The following is a 20,261-nucleotide window of genomic DNA, read 5'->3' on the forward strand; positions in this document are numbered from 1 at the left end:
TCGTAATAACATGGAATGGGAAGATATTTTTATGAAAGGAGGGTTGTCCTTGCTAACCAAGCTGTTGACAAAAGATTGTATACAGCTTGCAAACTTTGTCCGATCATGGGAAGAAGCAATTCATTTAGCGGCTAGCCCATTAGTACAACAACACAAAATTGAACAGCGCTATGTCGAAGCCATGATTCAATCTATTGAACACTATGGTCCTTACGTTGTCATCACACCCAAAGTAGCCATTCCTCATGCACGGCCATCTGATGGGGTTCTTGAACTAGCCATAAGCTTGCTACGATTACAAAAGCCTGTTTTTTTCAGCCCTAATCAGCCTGTCTACCTACTGATTGTGCTAGCTGCCATTGACAATGCTTCACATCTACAGGTGTTGGCTGATTTGGCATTAGTCTTACAAGAACCCGATCAGATTGATGACCTAATCGCCTGTCAACATGCGGACATGATATGGGAGAAAATCAAACAATATACGACAAAGGAGTCAACAGAATGAAAATTTTAGTCGTGTGTGGGAGCGGTTTAGGAAGTAGCTTTATTTTAGAATTGAATGTTAAAAAAGCATTAGAAGTATTGGGGAAAGATGCAGAGGTAACGCATACAGATTTAACGTCTGCCAAGGCGGAGAAAGCAGATATTTATTTAGGGGCAGCAGATATCGTGAATGAATTAGCGAAAGACAAAGGAATCATTGTGAGCATCGTAAATATGATGAGTATTTCAGAAATAAAAGAAAAGCTTGAACCGTTGCTTTAAGCATTAAAAATTTGGATAGGATGAGGTGTTGGTATGTTAGATGTTATCATGCATGACATTTTAGGAACACCAGCTATATTAGTCGGCCTATTCGCTTTTATTGGTTTACTTATTCAAAAAAAATCAAGTTCCACTGTTCTGTCAGGTACATTAAAAACGATAATGGGCTTTGTCATCCTCGGAGCTGGTGCCACTGTCTTAATTGGCTCTTTAGATCATTTTAGTAAAATGTTCGATCATGCCTTTCAAGTACAAGGAGTCATTCCCAACAATGAGGCCATCGTGGCAGCTGCTCAGACTAATTTTGGTACAGCTACTGCACTAATCATGGTATTTGGTATGATTATGAATCTACTATTTGCGCGATTTACGCCATTAAAATATATCTTTTTAACTGGACATCATACATTATTTATGGCTTGTTTAATCGCCGCTTCATTATCAGTTGGAGGGATGAGTGGTACACCTCTTATTCTTGTTGGGTCTATCATTCTTGGACTTTGTATGGTCGTGTTCCCTGCCATTTTACAGCCGACAGTTCGACAAATAACAGGGAGTGATGACTTTGCTGTTGGTCACTTTGGCAGTGTTGGCTATTATGTTTCTGCAAAGATTGGTAAGCTCTTCGGTAATAAAATGAAATCCACAGAAGATATACAGGTTCCGAAAGCATTAGGCTTTTTACGAGATACCTCAGTTGCTATTTCTTTAACAATGAGTGTGTTCTTTGTAATTGTTGCCCTTTTTGCTGGCCCTTCCTATATTGAGTCACAATTATCTGCTGGCTCAAATTTTATTATTTTCGCTATTATGCAAGCGATTACATTTGCAGCGGGTGTTTATATTATTTTAGCAGGTGTACGGATGTTAATTGCTGAAATTATTCCAGCCTTCAAAGGCATTGCAGATAAACTTGTACCAAACACAAAACCAGCACTTGATTGTCCAACCATCTTTCCTTTTGCACCAAATGCCGTTATTATTGGTTTCATTTTTAGTTTTATAGCAGGGCTGGTTTCCATGTTTATACTCCCCTTCATCGGACTAAAAGTCATCGTACCAGGTCTTGTTCCACATTTCTTCACAGGTGCTGCGGCGGGTGTCTTTGGAAATGCTACTGGCGGTAGAATTGGTGCGATGTCCGGAGCCTTTGCCAATGGTTTATTAATTAGCTTTATTCCAGCCATACTCCTTATCTTTATGGGAGACATTGGCTATGAGGGCACAACCTTCGGTGATTCAGACTTTGGGGTAATCGGCATTATTATTATTAATTTATTAAAATTATTCGGCGCTGTTTAGAACATATAAAGCCTGACGCTATTTGCGTTAGGCTTTTATAGTGCTGTACATACAAGAAGTGCTACGAAAACCTTTATAAATCAATTACTTTATTAGTAATCTAGCTTTATATTATTAACTTATTATGTATATAGAAATGATTCATTATTCTTAGACATCCTAAAAATTTTTTGCACGGATGTCTGACATCAGACTAAAAATATTAAGTTTTTGCCGATATATATTTTATACACAACAGGAGGTACACAAAATTTGAAGAAATTATTCACTAGTTTTCTTTTGATCACTCTGTTGATAGCAGGCTGTTCCTCAGCATCGACAGAAACATCAACTGAAGGATATAAGATAGGAATTTTACTATCAGATGCAGGACTAGGCGATGAATCATTTAATGATTCCGCTTTTAAAGGCTTAGAAAAAGCGCGCGATGAGCTAGGCATTTTGTTTGATTACAAAGAGGCTCCTGATGGTAAATACGAGGAAAAGCTGAATGAACTTGTAGCAGAAAAATATGATATCATCATTGGTCTCGGGTTCTCTGTACAAGAAGCACTAGAAAAGACTGCAAAACAAAATCCCTCTCAGCAATTTATACTGATTGACGGGCAATCTGATATTAACAACATCATTTCGATTACCTTTAAAGAACAAGAAGGTAGCTTTTTAGTTGGCATGATTGCTGCTATGACAAGTAAAACAGGAAAAGTTGGCTTTATTGGTGGAGCAGATGCTCCTGTTATCCATCACTTTGAAAATGGTTTTATCGAAGGGGCACGTTATGTACAGCCATCGATTGAAATTATGAGTGACTATGCTGGTACCTTTGACGATACCCAGGCTGGTGCAGCAATAGCAGAAAGGTATATCAAAAATAACGTTGATTTTATTTACCATGCAGCAGGCTTTACTGGCTTTGGGGCGATAAAAAAGGCAGAGGAAATGGGGATCTATGCAGCAGGTGTTGATATCGATCAGTTTTTTGTTGCCGAAAAAACAGTTGTCACATCCATGCTTAAAAATGTTGATCTAGCCGTCTATCAACTCGCTAAGACATTAGTGGAAAATGGTAAAATTACAGAAAAATCCTTTGCATTAGGTTTAGCGGATCAGGGTGTGGGACTAGCAGATATTCGTGTAATTCAACTGACAGCTGAGCAACAGACTGCTATCGAAAAAGCCAAAGAAGCCATTATTTCAGGTACGATAAAAGTTACTGCGGAAAAGAGGAATGACCAGTGACACTACGTAAGAAATTATTTATGAACACATTGATTCCAATCGTATTGGCTATGGCTATGATTGGCTTTATTATCCTACAAACATTCACGATCCAAACAACAGCACAGGATGATACGAAACTTTTACTTGCAGTGAAAGAACTAGAGCAAAGTTTAGTTGTTGCCAGCCAATCTTTAAATAATTTTACCTACCTGGATAGTGAAGCCAATAAAAACGAAGCGCTCGCTATTTTACAAGAAACAAAAAGTAATTTAGAGGCATTAGCTTCCCTAACGAGAATACCTGAACATCAGACAATCGTCGAAAAAATAGCTAGTAAATTTGAAAATCTAGAAAAAGCGACTGAAAGCGGGTTTCAAGAAAACAATCGCTCTGAAATTAAAAAGCAGTCCATCAGAATTAAAGGAATTTTAAACGATATGTATTTGCTCAAAAAAGAAACGAACGAATGGTATCAAGAAATGATCCAAGTAACGAAGCAAAAAATAGGTTTCATTACAACCTCTACCATCATAGGTAGTGTGCTATTAATTATTGCTACGATACTTTATTCCTATGTAGCTGCGAAAAGAATTACCAAACCCATTAATCAGATTGTAGATTGTGCACAGGCTGCAGCAACAGGAAACTTAACAATGGATACTTCTACCCTTTCCTATCAAGCAAACAGTCGATATGAGATTGATCAATTAACAAAAAGCTTTGCAGACATGATGAATAATTTAAAAAATACTGTACAATCCATTGATAATATTGGAAAGGATGTTAATTTGTTTACACAAGAAGTGACGAGCCATATGAACAATATTCATGAAAGTAGTAATCAAGTCGCTACCTCAACCGACGAATTAGCAAAAGGCAGCTATACGATGTCAGAAGACATTCAATCAGTGGCACTCCAAATGAATAATATGGCAGATCAATTTAGGGATGTAATGCGTACAAGTGAGCAATCGGCTGACACTGGTAAACAAGCTCTGGAGGCTGTTCAAAATGGTCAATATTCATTAGAAAAACAATCTTCCATTGCAAAGGATATATCAACCACATCACTTGATATTAAGGAAGCTGTAGCTCAATTTTCTCAATTCACTTCGGAAATTGAAGGCGCAGCCAATGCTGTCCATACGATTGCTAGCCAAACAAATTTATTAGCCCTAAATGCTGCTATCGAGGCTGCAAGAGCTGGAGAAGCAGGCAAAGGGTTTGCCATTGTTGCCGAGGAGGTTAAAAAGCTCTCTTCTGAAACGGAGAATGCTACGAATTTAATCACTTCAATGGTCTCGCATATTCAAGATGGCATTACGCACATCCTTACTACGGCTGAACGAGGTTATCTGCTGTCAAATGAGCAATCTCAATCCATGGTAGAGACAGAACAATCATTCTCTGTTATTACCATGCACATAACAAATATCCATCGCGATTTACAAAACCTCACAAGAGAAATGGCACAAACGAATCAAATGAGCCAGCAAGTAAATAGTACCATTGAAAATATTTCTGCTATTACAGAAGAAACGGCTGCTGGCACAGAAGAAATATCGGCATCAACGCAAGAACAGCTACTTTCCTTCCAAAAAATTAGTGCTAAGATAGACGATCTTGAAGCTATGACTAATACGTTGATGAATGAGCTCAAAAAATTCACCCTATAGTGATTCGATTCATTACCGCAAAAAATCCAGTGAAATGATTTACTGGATTTTTTCTTAGGGTTGAAAAACAAAACAGTCAATTTAAAGGTAGAAATGGTTTTCCGTTGCAGGCTACTTGCTTTCTTTTGGGCGAGCGCCGAGCCGTTTTTCTCCGCTACCGCTCCGATTAGTGGCTCCCCTGTTTCGCTATCACAAGGGAGTCAAGTAGCCTTCCATTTGAACCTCCAAAAGTGTTACCTTTTTCGCGAAGGTTCTCTACTCTTTATGAAGAGGTGTTGTCACTCATCGCTTCTCCACGTTGAATTGAAAATATGAGCTTATCCCCTCTAAGAATACAGATAATAGGCTATTTGATCGCTATGCTACTAGTTGATTGGATTGGAGCCAGCGTCACGCCTAGGGGATTTAGCGTCACAGGTGAGACCCTGGAGCGAACGCAAGTGAGTGAAGCGGCTCATCAGACGCCCCCTGGAAAGGACGCTGGCGGAACGGAAATCAACCTCTCACCTTGCAAAGTTCCTTTTTCTACCTTTGACATCATCTTTTTCAACAACAAGAAGAAATCCAGTGAAATGATTCACTGGATTTCTTCTTTTATTATAAAGTTAAACCGCCATCTACTAACACAATAGAGCCTGTCATATAGCTTGCTTTGTCCGATGCTAGGAACACAACCATTTCTGCTAATTCCTCTGGTTTTGCATAGCGTCCCATTCTCATATTTGGAATCTCCTCTGGCACATAGCCACCTGTTTCAAACATCGCAGTTACACTGTTTGTTAATGCCGTTTCTACTCCCCCTGGACAGATACCATTGATCCGAATACCTTTTTTTACATACTCCAAAGAAGCTGATTTTGTTAAACCCACTACTGCATGCTTACTTGCAGAATAGACAGCCATACTGTGCTCACTGCGAACTCCTGCTGTAGAAGCTGTATTTATAATTGAACCGCTTCCTTGTCCCTCCATTACTTTTAAAACATATTTTAAGCCAAGGAATACACCCTTCACATTGATCGACATAATACGGTCATATTCTGCATCTTCAATCTCTGTTAGTGGAGAAATTTTCTGAATAACCCCAGCATTATTGAAAAATACATCAATACGTCCGTACGTATCAACAGCAGTATTGACATATTTCTGAACGTCTTCACTTTTTGAAACGTCTGCCTGAACGAAAATACCTTCCCCGCCTTGTTCTCTAATCAAGCTTACTGTTTCTTCCCCTGTTTCTTTGTTGAAATCCACTACTACCACTTTTGCACCATTGCTAGCAAGTTTCAAGCTGCTAGCTCTTCCAATTCCGCTTCCTGCGCCTGTTACAACTGCAATTTTATTCAAAAGATCCATCTTCTATTCCTCCCTAACATTTTAAAGTCACTGTCTATTTTATTGCTACTTCTCCTTTATTTATTGTATTATTCTACACAAAATAGTACTTTCTCAATGTCTATCCAATAAAAATGTAAATGCTTTCATTTTAATAGAATTATTACGAACTGGAGTGTAGGAACATGAAAATTAACACTATTGATCTTCAATACATCAGCCAATTAATCTATGAAACACATCATCTTCCAGTCACTTATATTAATTCATTAGGAAAAATAATCTTTGACTATTCATCAACAAATAATCCATCTTACATTTCTTTAAAGGAACAGTTGAAAACACATCCTTACCATAAAGATTCTAATGCCTATCCAATTTTTTTCTCTTATGCTGAGTTTAATTTTTTCTATATTAATGTGCAGCAAGAGGATCAATATTTAGGTGCAATTGTAGTTGGCCCTTCCCTTTCGCCAGAAGTGGAAGACATAAAGACAAGTGTTAATCAAGAGCTGATTCCTATTCTTCATTATCAACAAAGTTTAGCCATTAGTTTATTTGTGTATTACGCCATCTATCAAAAGACATTAAATAAATCTGCTGTCATTTATCACAACCAAGCATTAAGACCTCTCATTCGTCATGAGGAAAATACTACGCTTGAACTCTCCTATGCAAGAAGAAATGATATTGTTCATACAAATCTTTACTATGAAAAAATATTGTTAGACAATGTGAAAAATGGGCGTATAGAGAAACTAAATGAAGTTTTGAATTATTCCATTGTTGAGCAAGCAGAACTTGGAATACTATCAAAACGCAATAATTTAAGAAGTGTTCAATATTTGATGATTACAGGAATTGCACTTATTTGCCGTGCAGCAATTGAGGGTGGTTTAAATGAAGAAACAGCCTTTACATTAAATGATTTTTACATTCAAAAGCTAGAGGATCAAAACAGTTTAATCGAAATTCTTTCGTTAATGGAGGAAGCTATTTACGACTATACAAGCCGTGTATCACAGGCAAATACAAGGAAGTATTCTGGACCCATTACTACCTGTATCCATTTTATTGAAAATGAGTTGTATGGGGATCTAACACTCGACCAACTTTCAGCAATTTGCCACCTAAGCCCCAATTATCTTTCCTCCTTATTTAAAAAGGAAGTAGGTACTTCCTTTAGTGAATATATTCAGCAGCAAAGGATTGATGAGGCGAAAAAACTCTTAACATTTACCAACTATCCAATCCTAGACATCGGTTCATTACTTAATTTCACAGATCAAAGCTATTTCATTAAAGTTTTCAAAAAATTTACAGGGATTACCCCTAAACAATATAGAACTAAGTATTCTCATAAATAATTCGATATAGAGGGAAAGTAAAAAGATGGTAGAAATCAATTTTTACTTTCTCTTTCCTTTTTTTGAAGTACTAACAATATCATCTATGTCATATCTTGAATTAAAACGTAACCATTACACTTTAAGGAGGTCTATGTGGAACGTCTCCATTTTTCTAAATATGTATTGAATTTTTGGTTGCTCTTCATTTTATTCCTAGGCATGCTACCACTACTGTTATTCAACGTCTCAGCTCTAAACGACCTTAGTTCCTCTCTACTCAATTTAAATACGATATTTTTAAGTATTTTAATTGAAGCATTACCATTTGTCTTAATTGGAATACTGATTGCTGGCTTTATACAGATTTTTATAACAGAGGAACATATCCAAAGGTGGATTCCTCGAAACCCTGTGATGGCAGTTATCATGAGTTGTCTTGTAGGTGCATTATTTCCAGCCTGTGAATGTGGGATTGTTCCGATTGTTAGAAGATTGATTGTCAAAGGCGTACCTATACATGCAGCTATAGGCTTTATGTTAACTGGTCCACTTATTAATCCCGTTGTTATTCTTTCTACTTATATGGCATTTGGAAATGATTTAAGAATAGCGAGCCTTCGAATGCTTGTTGGCTTTGTCATCGCTATTGTAGTAGCATTACTTATCAGCTTATTTTTTAAAGGCTCCCAATTTAAGAGCTCTTTACAGCCCTACTCATTAACATTCCCTAGTCAACAAACATCCTTCTTCACCAAATTATTAAATATGGTCAAACATGCCATCGATGAATTTTTTGATATGGGTAAATACTTAATTATCGGAGCATTTTTAGCTGCCTTTGTACAAACCTATATATCTACCAAAACACTCGTAGCCATTGGAGAAGGTGAACCCTCCTCCATTCTAGTTATGATGGGCTTAGCCTTCATTCTGTCACTTTGCTCTGAGGCAGATGCCTTTATTGGCGCATCCTTTAGTGCTATTTTCTCCACTCCATCCATTCTGGCCTTTCTTATTTTTGGCCCTATGATCGATTTGAAAAATACCATTATGTTGATGAGCGTATTTCGTTTAAAATTTGTTTTTTGGTTAATCGCCTTAGTGGCTACAGTTGTCTACATTAGTATATGGATTCTTTCAGCGTATCTCTAAGGGGGAAAACCATGGAATTTCACGTTCAACAAGCGCTAAGAGCCTTCATGTTACTCGCCTTTTCGGCTATGATTGCCAACCTGCATTGGACCGGAGAACTAACAAAATTTATCAACCCTAAATATGAAGGGCTGAGTAAAACAGCCGCCATTTTATTTTTTATACTATTTCTTGTTCAAGTGACAAGAATTATATCTTTTTCAAAGGTTCCCCATTCATGTGATCAAACGGGACAAGCATGCTGCTCCCATCACGACCATGGTCACACAGCCTTTACCCGAAAAAAAATGATAGCCTACCTCATTATCATGACACCAATAATGACAGGCTTCTTCGTGCCAGCAAAAATTTTAGATGCATCCATCGCTGATAAAAAAGGTGGTGCATTTATTCTCACCCAGCAAAATCAATCATCTAAAATAGAGGATTACCTCACTTCAAATGAAACGATTGATGAAAACATCTATGATGAACATGAAGCTGATCCCCGACTGACGGAGGAAAAACAGGAAATGACAAAAAAACAATATGAGCAATTAAAGCAACAACTATCCCAACAATCCATGCTAAAAATGACCGATGAGGACTACACGATTTATTATGAAGAAATTAATCAAAATTTGGCTAACTATTTGGGGAAGAAAATACAGTTGAAGGGCTTTGTTTTAAAAGAAGAAAGTTTTACAGAAAAGCAACTAGTGATTTCAAGATTTCTTATTACGCATTGCGTCGCCGATGCCAGTATCGTCGGCTTTCTGACAGAGTTTCCTGAGGTCCCTAGACTCACAGAAGATACATGGATTGAAGTGGTCGGTACAATTAGTCAAACAACATATGAAGGTGCAAGCTTACCTGTTATCCATATTGATGATTGGGTAACAATCGAACAACCTGAATCACCTTATCTTTATCCTATTAATATTCGAATGAGCTTCTAGCAATAAAAGGGCAAAGCTTATGGCTTGCCCTTTTTCAGCTATTAATGGGGGATCGCACATCTAAGCCTAAATGGGAACGTAATGTGCTGCCTTCATATTCAGCTCTGAATAAACCCCGCTCTACTAACATGGGAATAACGTCGCTAAAGAACAAATCCAAAGATTTCGCAGGTCCGCCTGGTATGGCAATAAAGCCATCCAATGCACCCTCTTCATAAAAAGTAACGATTTGATCGACAATATCCTGTGGTGTACCGATTGCTACAAGGTGAGCTGAGCCAATTACCTCTGGACGTGCTAACAATACTGCGACAGTTGGTTCATTGTTTACAATATAACGACGTACCAAATCTGCATGTGTTTTACTACGTACTTGTTGATCTTTTGATGGCAGCATATCAACCGTTACCTGATCTTCAAGTGCCAAATGACGAACATCCATGCCAATCACAGATTCTAAAGCACTGTAGCGCCGCTCAAGTGTTAAATGTGCATGTGCTTGTCGGTGCATTTCGAGTGCTTCTTCATATGTATCCCCTATAAAGAAATAGAGTCCAGGTAATAAGCGAATATCGTCGGCTGAACGACCTACTTCTATAGCCTGCTGACGCAAATCATTACGCATCTCAATACCCACCTCCATGGCTGGTGTAGCCGCAAAAATCGCATTGGAAACAGTAGCCGCAAATTGCCGCCCAACATCAGACGCTCCTGCTTGGAAGAGTGGAATCTCTCCTGCTGGATGCATTGGGAGATTTAAGGGACCTTTTATATGGAAAAATTCGCCTTTATGCTCCATTGGCTTAACAAGCTCTTTTATTTTCTCTAAATTCCCATCCATTTCTAATGTTTCATAGGGATAACTATGCCATAATTGCTTGACCACCGCTGTACATTCTGCAGCTTTAGCATAACGCTCCTCGGAAGAAGGCATGGGCTCATTGCTGAAATTATGAGCGCCATCTATAGAGGTTACGATATTCCATCCAACTCGTCCTTCGCTAATCCAATTTAAGGACTGCAATTGACGCGCAATCAGATAAGGTGGCGTAAAGGATGTGGAAATCGTTGTTACTAAGCCAATCTGTTTCGTTTCTCTTGCCACCATCGCCATTAAAAAGTTAGGGTCTAAGCCAACTGTTCCTTTCATTTTAGCCATTAATTCTGGATGAGCTGTTAAATAATCCGCCTTAAATACAAAATCTAATTTCGCTGCTTCAGCACGCTGCGCAAATGCAATATGTTCTTCTATCAAGGCACCCTGTTTGCCATGATTACCGTAAACAGCTAAATGCATTCCAATAATAAGGTGTCTTTTCATGGCTACTCTCCTTCTTTTTAATTGATAACGATTATCATTTTCATAATAATCATTCATGGCAGAGATTGCAATGAAATACTATTAAGTTTTTGAAGGTCCTCTACAAATGAAAAATAAGCAACCAAACTAATATTTACTATAAAGTTAAATAAAGGTATCATTGAGATAATTCAAATATATTTAAGCGGAGGAATCATGAGAAAATTTCCCTCTTTATTTATAGTTACTCTTTTTATATTTCCAATTGGTGGAGCATCTTTTATAGAAGATCCTATACTCCAACCATCTATTCCGCCGAACCTAGGTGCTTCTGGTGAGGAATCTTATTCTACCCCCACAGCTGAAAAAAGTGATGATTCCCTTCTTACAACGTCTTCTACCTTTCCCACTGGTCAGGGTTCGATGAGCTTTAATTTTAAAGCACCTAGTAATGGCACTGATACAATTCAAATTTATGTGAAAAATAACAGCTCACAATCTATTAGATTTATATTAACTGCACCTAATGGAACGGTTTGGATTGAGGGAGAAATCATTAAATCTGGACAATCATTTACTTCAACTTACGAGTTGGATGCAAGCCAAGCTGGTCAATGGTTCATGAAATTTGATAATAATGATGGTTCTTCAATTACAGTAGATATAAATACAAGTTACGAAATTTAATATGGAGCTTCACCCTTTAGCTTTTTTCTATTCAAATAGGTGATGCAAAAATTTGTTTTTCCGTTGGGTCCCAGAGAACAATTCCAACATCCTGCTTCTGATCGATTACCCGAATGGTGATGGGGATATAGTCAAATAAAATTGTATTTATTTTTGTACTAGTGAGCTGTAACAAGCCAATTAATTCAATATCATTAACCAGTGGTACATGTATTTCTAGATTAATATCTGTTAATTTGCCATCTTCATAACGAAGTTTTCCCATGATTTTAGGATTTAAATGTTTAAATCCACCTTGAATATCCTCTTTAAAAATTAATAATTTATTATACATATTTTGGTCCAAACTATATAAAGCATCTGATGGGAATATATAATGCTTTTTATCTATATCAAACCATTTTGTTATGGTATCTGCATCTTTAGGAATAAAAGTTTCAGCTAAAAATATGCCTGGAATAATATCGTTGATATTAGATTCTTGATATAAAGTTAAATAAATAGGGACTCTGGGATATTTTTCATTTTTTCTAATATCCTCAAGAATCCTTTTAGCTACTTCCTTCCCATAATTTTTAACATCGTTGATATCATCATCATTTTGGTCTACTTTCACTTGGCCTGTGTAAATTAAACCATTGGCATCGGAAACTCGTATATCATAAAATTCATTTAACGAGATCGCGATCGATAGTCCCTCTACTTTGTTATTTTCTTTATTAATAAAATTTTGTTCTAACACATGTGAGAGAATCAAAGGATACTTTTTTTCATCCTCTAGCACATTGTCACTTCTAGTTTCAATGGCTGGATTTAACCCAATACCTTCATCTGTTTTTCTACTTAACCATTGGCTGATCATTTTCTCTTCAAGATATTGACCTTCCTGCATATAAAACTTGTCAGTTGAGAAATGATTCACCGATAAATTCATGAGTCCTCTTTCAATTTCATTAATATTTAAAGCATTATTCATATTATTGATGATTGAACCTCTAGCAATATTTACTTTTGCAGGCTGTTGAATCTCATAGACCTCCTTTTTCTGTATCGATGAAATATACTTTTTCTCATTAGCAGTAACACTTTCGTCCTCACTACTACAAGATGCTAAAATCAATATTGGTGCGAATAAAAATAACATAAAGCTTCTTTTTTTCATTGCTATTTCTCCTTGCATACTATGTATCATTTGATAAATTACCTCATTCAACGATACCAAATTTACCAAAATAAAACATTATATATTTACAAATCTCCCCATTTACCTATCAGATAATCAAAAAAGACCTATGCTCGTTTTCTCGAACATAGGTCTTACTGCTTTCAACTGCTAATGAGTGGGTTTTTCACTACATTGGAGCGGCTCTCACACTTTTAAGAGCGGGTTTTCGCTTCTTTAGGAGCGGGTTCCCTCCTTCTTAGAGCGATTTATCCTCAATACTATTTGGCATTTTTATCGGGCTGGTGAATACCAAATACATTGCCTTCCGTATCAATATAATAGCCTTGCCATGCCATTCCTGGTAATGCGTACTTTGGCATGGCTACTTTGCCCCCGTTTTCAAGAATTTTTGCTTCCGTTACATCATAACTTTCAACACCCATTGTACAAGCAAAGCCATTCAACGCTTGGTTTGTTTCTGGTGGAGGCCCTTGGCGTTGCATTAAAGCACCGTTAATGCCAAGTTCACCATCTTCACCTGTCACGGCACCGAAGTAAGGCATGCCTGCATATTCACTCCAGTCCTGAAATGACCATCCAAAAACTTCCCCATAAAAATCTTTAGCCCGATCCATATCACTTACATGAATTTCAAAATGAACTAATCTCCCCATAGTAACCTCCTTAAAGATGAATGTATTTGATCATATTTACTATATATCATTTTTCTGAAAATTAAAATTAATAAATTATTTCTGCCATACCAACAACACGTTGGTTTATAGAGACTTATATGGAATCTCCCATCTATTATTCAATTCTATTATTTTTACAACTACAAAAAAGTGTGACTAGAAAATGAATTATTCTCTAATCACACACTATTAGGGCTAGTTATAATTGACTATATACCGAAATGGCATCGGTAATATTATATTGCTCCGTTCTAGGGCTGCCGTCCGCTCCTACTGTCACTAGCACATATTCTTGTCCATTTATAAGAGCTAAGCTTGCTAAACATAAGCCTGCATCTTCTGTATAGCCAGTTTTTCCACCTAAAATTTCCCCTCCTGGCAATGCACTTGACGTCATATGCTGAAACATTCGACTGGTAAAAGTAATGCCTTCCGGATGAAGGTTTGTTGATTTTATAGAATATCTTTCTGCTGTATAAACATTTCGAAAATCATCGTTTGTTAAGGCGTATTGTAAAAGTAAAGACATATCCTTTACAGTTGTATAATGATCTGAATGGTGGAGTCCAGTTGTATTCACAAAGTGCGTATTTTTCATGCCTAGCTGCTGCGCCTTTTCGTTCATCAGTTTCACGAATCCACGTTCTGACCCCGCAACATATTCAGCTAAACCTAGTGATGCCTCTGCACCTGATGGTAACATAGAGCCATACAACAAATCTTCTACTGTCAGCTTTTCATTTGGGAGAAAGCCCGCCACTGACGCATTTTCCTCTAATAAATCCCGAAAGATATGTTTAGGTAAAATGATTTCTTCTTGTAAATTGGAAATCTGCTCAATCGCAACTAAAACCGTCATCATTTTTGTCAAAGAAGCAGGATAAATCTTTTCCTCACTTTTTTTATCTAAAACAATTTGATTTTCATCCAAATTCACTAAAATTGCATTCGAACTGTACATATCAAGATCGAGCATATGCTGACTGGCTGTTTGTACTACTTTTGGTGCATGATCTATTTCCTGACGTAAAGTCATTGGCGATTCTTTCAATAGTAAATAAACGAAAATCAGTATGGATAAGAACAATAAACTCAATATACCTTTTCTCTTGAACATAAAAACAACTCCTTCTCTTTATGCTTTTATTCAACCATAAAAAAAGGAGCTTATTTTTAATTTACTATTAGTGAATTCTTAAGGTTTCTTAAGAATTGGTTGGAATCATCACCGTGAATACGGTTGTATCATTACTAGAAGTTGCGGTAATGGTTCCGCCATGGGCCTGTACAATTTCATTAGAAATGGCTAAACCAAGCCCAGCACCTCCTGTTTGGGTAGACCTTGCACTATCTAAGCGGTAAAACTTTTCAAATATCATTTTTAATTTTTCAGGAGGGATCGTCTTCCCTGTATTCGTAAACGAAATAAATGTCTGATTATTTTCGCATTGCGCACTAATTTCAATTGTACTATTTGGATCACTGTAGGCAATTGCATTTTTTAAAATATTATTAAATACCCTTGCTATCTTATTACCGTTTGCATAGATAGTAATATCTTCATCTAATTTGACGATGGCTTTTTGACCCTTTGGTGCCAGTAATGGATAAAACTCGTCGGCCACTTGCATTAACATATGTTGTAAAGAAATAGAATCTTTCTCTAAAATGATGGATTGTAAATTAAACCTGGTTATTTCAAAAAATTCATTGATTAGTTGTTCCAGTCTATAAGATTTATCTAATGTAATCGTCACATATTTTTCTTTCTGCTCTACCGGCATATCCCTCGCTTCATCTAAAAGACTTAAGTAGCCAATAATGGATGTTAAAGGTGTTTTAATATCATGCGCTAAATAGACAACTAAATCATTCTTTCGTTGCTCAGCTTCTTGTGCATCCCTTGCACGCTTTTCTAATTTATATTTCACGTTATTTAATTTTTTCTCCAAAAAATCGAGTTCAGCTGGGAGCTCAATTTCCTTCCCTGACTCATCAGCAAGCATGGTAATACTTGAACTAATTTGATGAAAATATCGGGTAAATCGAGACAAGGCGATATAGAAAATAATCAATAATAATAAAATAAATCCTATCGCAAGCCAAAGCGATTTATTTTGTCGAAATAACACATGATAGGCATTGCTTGCAGCATAATAATCAAGCTGCAAGACATTTTCACAAAAAGCAATAAAAGCATCTGCAAAGGGAGCTTGTAAGACTCCATCAATAAATGCAAAATTAATAAAAAAGCCTATGATGCTAGCGATGACAAGTATCGAAATAATTTGTAGAACCATTTTCCTTTTCAGTTTGCCAAACTCATTTTTCAATGGTATACCCCACTCCCCAAACCGTTTTAATATACTTTGGGTTCTCCGCAGCATCCTTCATTTTTTCCCGTAAATGTCGAATGTGAACCATTACCGTGTTATTGCTGCTAAAGTACTTTTCCCCCCAAATTTCTTGGAATAATTGCTCTGAGCTAATAACTGTCCCTCGATTTGCACATAAATACCAAAGAATAGCGAACTCCGTAGGTGTAAGGGATATGGGCCTTTCATTTAAAAAGACTTGTCGTGTGTTTTTATTAATCACCAAGCCAGCAAAATCAATGATATCTTCCTGTTGCTTTGAACCTTGGTTGTACAAAGTAAACCTTCGTATTTGCGCCTTTACACGAGCAACCAACTCTAATGGACGAAATGGCTTTGTTATATAATCATCTGCTCCCAGAGAAAATCCATTTATTTTATCGATTTCTTCTTCCTTTGCCGTAAGCATTATCACTGGAAAATTCAATGTTTCTCGGATTTTTCGTAAAATAGTAAACCCATCTATATCAGGCATCATAATATCCAAAACAGCTAAATCTACTTTCTCATGCTCAATACATGTCAAAGCCTCTTGAGCCGTATAAAACTTAAATACATGATAGTTTTCATTTTTTAAGTAAAGTTCTATTAAATCTGCAATTTCCTTTTCATCGTCAACAACTAATATATTCAACTGTATTGCCCTCTCCTTCTCCCCGCTTGTTTTCCAATGATTTTTCACAGGCATTATAGCACTTACGCATGACTATATCTATTATTAGGGTAGTTAGATGAAAACATCTTTCCAACTCTACTTTTAATAGGTTTATATTAACAAAATCATAGATAGCTTCATCATCTAACTGTTACTACATCAAAAATAGGCTTAGGTTAAATCCCAAGCCTTACATTTTCTGATAATTAATTTGTTGGATTGATTGCTGTAGCAGTAGATTTTCGACTCATATCCTGTGTTACCACTCTACCTACGTAATATAGCATTTGTTTATTTAATTTATTCTCTTTTGCAGTTATACTGGTCGGTTTCACTTTCAGCACAAGGGTTTTGCTCCCTAAAGAAGATTGATATTTTTCGATATGCTTTTTTGATAAGGGTGCTTGGTAATAATCTGGTACATATTTATCAAGCATTGCCTGCATAGCAGCAGTAGCTTCATTTAAATCCGTAACAAATTCCACCAACCCATTTGCTACTACACTTATATAAGCCGTATCAGTCTCAGCAGGAATAGGGTCTACCATTGTTCCATAATTTTCACTTATTGTGATACATGCATTCCGATTATTTGTTAGAATATCTATTTTTCTTCCTTCGTTGGCACCATGAAAATAAAAACTTCCGTCTTTGTAAACATAATTTAGCGGAATAACATATGGCATATGTTGATCTACCATACCAAGAAATGCAGTTTGTGCGCCTTCTAATAATTGTTTAATTTGTTTTTCATCTGTACAAGCTCTATTTATCATCCGAATATCTGTTACCATTATCATTCCCCCTATCCTCTTCTAAAAAGGAGTCTACAGCAGTATTGCACGTTAAAAAAGGGACAGTTCGATGAAAGGGCATGGGTACAAGGTAAAAATACTAGTTTATCAAAAGCCCATACTATTTTCTTAGAAGTTCTCTAGTTCTACAAATGAATGTCATATATTGAATGATTTCTTCTCCAAATTTTCACCTACATCACGATAGAATAGTTTAAGTTGCGCAACAATCATAATGCTAATGACTACAAGTAAAAACCATGAACTGATTTTACCAAAATGAACAATTGACCAAGACACCTCTTGATTCGGATAGGACCATGCTCCAAAGAACGTTGCAATATTTTCAGCAATCCAAATGAAAAAGCCAATCAAAAGGAACGATACAACGATGGGCATGTTAAAGACTTTGTTCCGTACTGTAAATTTTACAACAGTACGATAAAACACAATAAATAGTAGTGCCATTAACAGCCATCTAAAATCATAAATAAAATGGTGTGTGAAAAAATTCAAGTAGATAATGGCTCCAAGTGGAATAGCTACATAACTTTTTGGCCAGCTTACAATTTTTAAATCAAACCTACGCCAGGCTTGGCAAATATAACTAGCTACACTCGCATACATAAATCCGCTATATAAAGGCACACCCCCTATTTTTGTCCACGCCTCTTCAGGATATGACCATGAATTGAAATTCACTTTATATAGTTCGAGCACGAGCCCAATAATGTGAAACAAGCAAATGACTTTTATTTCATCCTTTGTTTCTAAACCAAATTTATACATCAAGTACTGAGTCAATAGACAGATTACCAGAATAAAGTCATATCTTCCTACTCCAGGTATTTGAATGGCTTTAGAGAGTGCAAGTGTAGCAAATATCACAACAGGAAAAATACAAGATAATGATTGTTGATACGTAAAGACTCCTAAGTCCTTTAAAAAATTCTTCAACATGAATCCACCTCAAATGAACTTGTTCATAATTAAATTGCTTCTTGTATGAAGAATAAACGATAAATTATCATATTTCAATATTTATTTATCGAAAAACAATAAATATTTTCTCTTATTACTGGAACTATTCTTTGTTAAATACGTCTTTGTTGTTGCTTATCTATGAAGAAAAGAGTAGCCATGTAAGTAGCTACTCTTTGATATTAAAGATATATTTTTTGATTTAATTTTAATTGGACTTCTTGTTGGTTTATTTCTAAGTTCGTCACTTTTTTCACTTTTAAATAATAAACGATATAACAACCAATGAAGAATGCTCCACCACAGTAGAGTGCTAAACGTTGAGCTGGATCAAAAGCCAAGCTTGCCATAACAATACAGTTCGCTAATAAACCTAAAATAGGGATCACTGGATACAGTGGCGCTTTGAATTTTAAATCCTCTACTTTTCCTCCTTGGCGTATATAGGAGCGTCTAAATGCAATTTGAGATGCTGTAATCGCAATCCAACCAATTTGTGCACCTAAGCCTGCTAGAGATAATAACCACACAAAGACTGTATTAGCAGCAAATACACTTGACAGTAAAGACAGACCTGCTACAGCGAGTGTGATTAGTAATGCATTCATTGGGATACCTCTTTTATTAACTTTCCCTAAAACGGGACTTGCCATCTTTTCGACAGATAGTGAGAACAGCATACGTGTTGCAGCATAAAGACCCGAGTTTGCGACAGATAATAAGGCTGTTAGGATAACAAAATTCATAATATCTGCTGCATATGGAATACCTATGCTATCTAATACGACTACAAATGGACTTTCCACCACCCCTGCTTTATCCATTGGTATCATTGCTGCAAGTACAAATACGGATAACACAAAGAAGAACAGCGTACGCCAAACAGTTTGCTTAATAGATTTAGGGATAGTCTTTTCAGGATTTTCACTCTCCCCAGCAGCAATACCAATCAATTCTGTACCCTGGAATGAAAAATTCACGGTAATCATTGTAATAAGCAGTGCTGTTACACCATTAGGAAACAATCCACCCTCATAAAAATGAGTAAGGAATGGGGCATTTGTTCCATCTTTCATATCGATTAGCCCAAACATAGCTGCTCCACCAACCGCAAGGAACATAATAATTGCCAATATCTTAATGCTGGAGAAGACAAATTCTGCTTCACCAAATGCTTTTGCTGATAAACCATTCAATACAAAGAGTAGTGCTGCAAATATTAGGCACCACATCCATACTGGTGAATCAGGAAACCATCTTTGCATTAGTTGTCCAGCCCCTAAAAACTCAAGAGCAACAGTTACTGCCCAACCTAGCCAGTATAGCCATCCAACGGCAAAACCAGTAGCAGGACCGATAAATTTCGTTGTGTACGTTTGGAATGAACCTGATACCGGCATAGCAACAGACAATTCACCCAAACATAGCATTGTTAAATACATAACTGCTCCGCCTACTAAGTAAGCTAGGATGGCACCAGTTGGTCCAGCTTGGTTAATCGTGTAGCCTGATCCAAGAAAGAAACCAGTTCCAATACATCCACCAAGTGAAATCATAAATAAGTGTCTTGCTTTCATACTTCTTTTTAATTCATATTGTTCTGCTGCCATAAAAAACTCCTTACATTCATTATCTGTGTAAGCACTTTCTTTTTTTCGTACAAAACAGATAACAATCTAAAATTTGAATGTTAATAGATAAACTGTTTTATATATTTTATGAACTGTCAATTTTCTGACAAAATAAAGGCTATTGAATAGCTAAATTGTATTGTAAACTTACTATAGGGAGAGCTACTTTCTTATAGTTGGTTGTCGCGACCTAATTTTTTAAGAAAAGTTCTTCCTTCTGGGATACAAAATGACTTC

General features: G+C 36.5%; 19 protein-coding genes. 9 read left to right on the plus strand and 10 right to left on the minus strand.

Features of this window, described 5'->3' with window-relative positions; genetic code table 11:
* Positions 1-49: 49 nt before the first annotated feature.
* The 5 genes from NY607_RS04240 to NY607_RS04260 all read left to right on the plus strand — a co-directional run bounded on the left by NY607_RS04240 (position 50) and on the right by NY607_RS04260 (position 4,967).
* Positions 50-508, plus strand: coding sequence for a PTS sugar transporter subunit IIA (locus NY607_RS04240; protein WP_259419205.1), 459 nt, complete (start codon positions 50-52; stop codon positions 506-508).
* On the plus strand, positions 505-768 hold the full coding sequence (locus NY607_RS04245) for a PTS sugar transporter subunit IIB (protein WP_259419206.1): 264 nt from the start codon (positions 505-507) through the stop codon (positions 766-768). Before NY607_RS04240 ends, NY607_RS04245 begins: the two co-directional genes overlap by 4 nt.
* A gap of 33 nt (positions 769-801) precedes the next feature.
* The gene (locus NY607_RS04250; protein WP_066037585.1) at positions 802-2,070 is read left to right on the plus strand and encodes a PTS ascorbate transporter subunit IIC; all 1,269 of its coding nucleotides are present in this window, start codon (positions 802-804) and stop codon (positions 2,068-2,070) included.
* Positions 2,071-2,322: 252 nt separating this feature from the next.
* Complete coding sequence (locus NY607_RS04255; protein WP_259419207.1) at positions 2,323-3,309, plus strand: BMP family lipoprotein; 987 nt, start codon at positions 2,323-2,325, stop codon at positions 3,307-3,309.
* The gene (locus NY607_RS04260; protein ID WP_259419208.1) at positions 3,306-4,967 is read left to right on the plus strand and encodes a methyl-accepting chemotaxis protein; all 1,662 of its coding nucleotides are present in this window, start codon (positions 3,306-3,308) and stop codon (positions 4,965-4,967) included. Before NY607_RS04255 ends, NY607_RS04260 begins: the two co-directional genes overlap by 4 nt.
* Before the next feature lie 597 nt (positions 4,968-5,564).
* Here the strand turns inward: NY607_RS04260 and NY607_RS04265 are convergent.
* Positions 5,565-6,323: an SDR family NAD(P)-dependent oxidoreductase gene (locus NY607_RS04265; RefSeq protein ID WP_103117696.1), complete on the minus strand. Its 759-nt coding sequence runs from the start codon at positions 6,321-6,323 to the stop codon at positions 5,565-5,567.
* A 164-nt stretch (positions 6,324-6,487) separates the two neighbouring features.
* On the opposite strand from NY607_RS04265, the gene NY607_RS04270 reads away from it, so the two are divergent.
* From NY607_RS04270 to NY607_RS04280, 3 genes are all read left to right on the plus strand, one after another.
* Positions 6,488-7,669 (plus strand): AraC family transcriptional regulator, encoded by a 1,182-nt coding sequence (locus NY607_RS04270; RefSeq protein ID WP_048389681.1) that lies wholly within the window; start codon positions 6,488-6,490, stop codon positions 7,667-7,669.
* Between the two features lie 135 nt (positions 7,670-7,804).
* Positions 7,805-8,803 carry a permease gene (locus NY607_RS04275; protein ID WP_259419209.1) on the plus strand — a complete coding sequence of 333 codons (999 nt, stop codon included), beginning with the start codon at positions 7,805-7,807 and terminating at the stop codon, positions 8,801-8,803.
* Between the two features lie 11 nt (positions 8,804-8,814).
* Entirely contained in the window at positions 8,815-9,741 is a 927-nt protein-coding gene (locus tag NY607_RS04280) for a TIGR03943 family putative permease subunit (protein WP_259419210.1), read from the plus strand.
* Between the two features lie 34 nt (positions 9,742-9,775).
* On the opposite strand, the gene NY607_RS04285 is transcribed toward NY607_RS04280, so the two are convergent.
* Entirely contained in the window at positions 9,776-11,038 is a 1,263-nt protein-coding gene (locus NY607_RS04285; RefSeq protein WP_259419284.1) for an NtaA/DmoA family FMN-dependent monooxygenase, read from the minus strand.
* Between the two features lie 219 nt (positions 11,039-11,257).
* Between NY607_RS04285 and NY607_RS04290 the strand changes: the two genes are divergently transcribed.
* The gene (locus NY607_RS04290; protein WP_259419211.1) at positions 11,258-11,728 is read left to right on the plus strand and encodes a hypothetical protein; all 471 of its coding nucleotides are present in this window, start codon (positions 11,258-11,260) and stop codon (positions 11,726-11,728) included.
* A gap of 31 nt (positions 11,729-11,759) precedes the next feature.
* On the opposite strand, the gene NY607_RS04295 is transcribed toward NY607_RS04290, so the two are convergent.
* From NY607_RS04295 to NY607_RS04330, 8 genes are all read right to left on the minus strand, one after another.
* Positions 11,760-12,890, minus strand: a complete 1,131-nt coding sequence (locus NY607_RS04295; protein WP_131519625.1) for a CamS family sex pheromone protein — start codon at positions 12,888-12,890, stop codon at positions 11,760-11,762.
* A 281-nt stretch (positions 12,891-13,171) separates the two neighbouring features.
* On the minus strand, positions 13,172-13,567 hold the full coding sequence (locus tag NY607_RS04300) for a VOC family protein (protein WP_048389675.1): 396 nt from the start codon (positions 13,565-13,567) through the stop codon (positions 13,172-13,174).
* Positions 13,568-13,787: 220 nt separating this feature from the next.
* Complete coding sequence (locus NY607_RS04305; RefSeq protein ID WP_131519623.1) at positions 13,788-14,705, minus strand: D-alanyl-D-alanine carboxypeptidase family protein; 918 nt, start codon at positions 14,703-14,705, stop codon at positions 13,788-13,790.
* Between the two features lie 88 nt (positions 14,706-14,793).
* Positions 14,794-15,888, minus strand: coding sequence for a sensor histidine kinase (locus tag NY607_RS04310; RefSeq protein WP_259419285.1), 1,095 nt, complete (start codon positions 15,886-15,888; stop codon positions 14,794-14,796).
* A gap of 22 nt (positions 15,889-15,910) precedes the next feature.
* Complete coding sequence (vanR, locus tag NY607_RS04315) at positions 15,911-16,603, minus strand: VanR-ABDEGLN family response regulator transcription factor (RefSeq protein ID WP_237900936.1); 693 nt, start codon at positions 16,601-16,603, stop codon at positions 15,911-15,913.
* Between the two features lie 221 nt (positions 16,604-16,824).
* A complete protein-coding gene (locus NY607_RS04320; protein ID WP_259419212.1) occupies positions 16,825-17,412 on the minus strand; it encodes a pyridoxamine 5'-phosphate oxidase family protein in 588 nt (195 codons plus the stop codon).
* Between the two features lie 159 nt (positions 17,413-17,571).
* Positions 17,572-18,372, minus strand: coding sequence for a DUF817 domain-containing protein (locus tag NY607_RS04325; RefSeq protein ID WP_259419213.1), 801 nt, complete (start codon positions 18,370-18,372; stop codon positions 17,572-17,574).
* Between the two features lie 203 nt (positions 18,373-18,575).
* Positions 18,576-20,003, minus strand: coding sequence for an amino acid permease (locus NY607_RS04330; RefSeq protein ID WP_004232450.1), 1,428 nt, complete (start codon positions 20,001-20,003; stop codon positions 18,576-18,578).
* Between the last annotated feature and the right edge of the window lie 258 nt (positions 20,004-20,261).

The sequence above is a fragment of the Lysinibacillus sp. A4 genome (genome assembly GCF_024919535.1).
Lineage (GTDB): Bacteria > Bacillota > Bacilli > Bacillales_A > Planococcaceae > Lysinibacillus > Lysinibacillus capsici.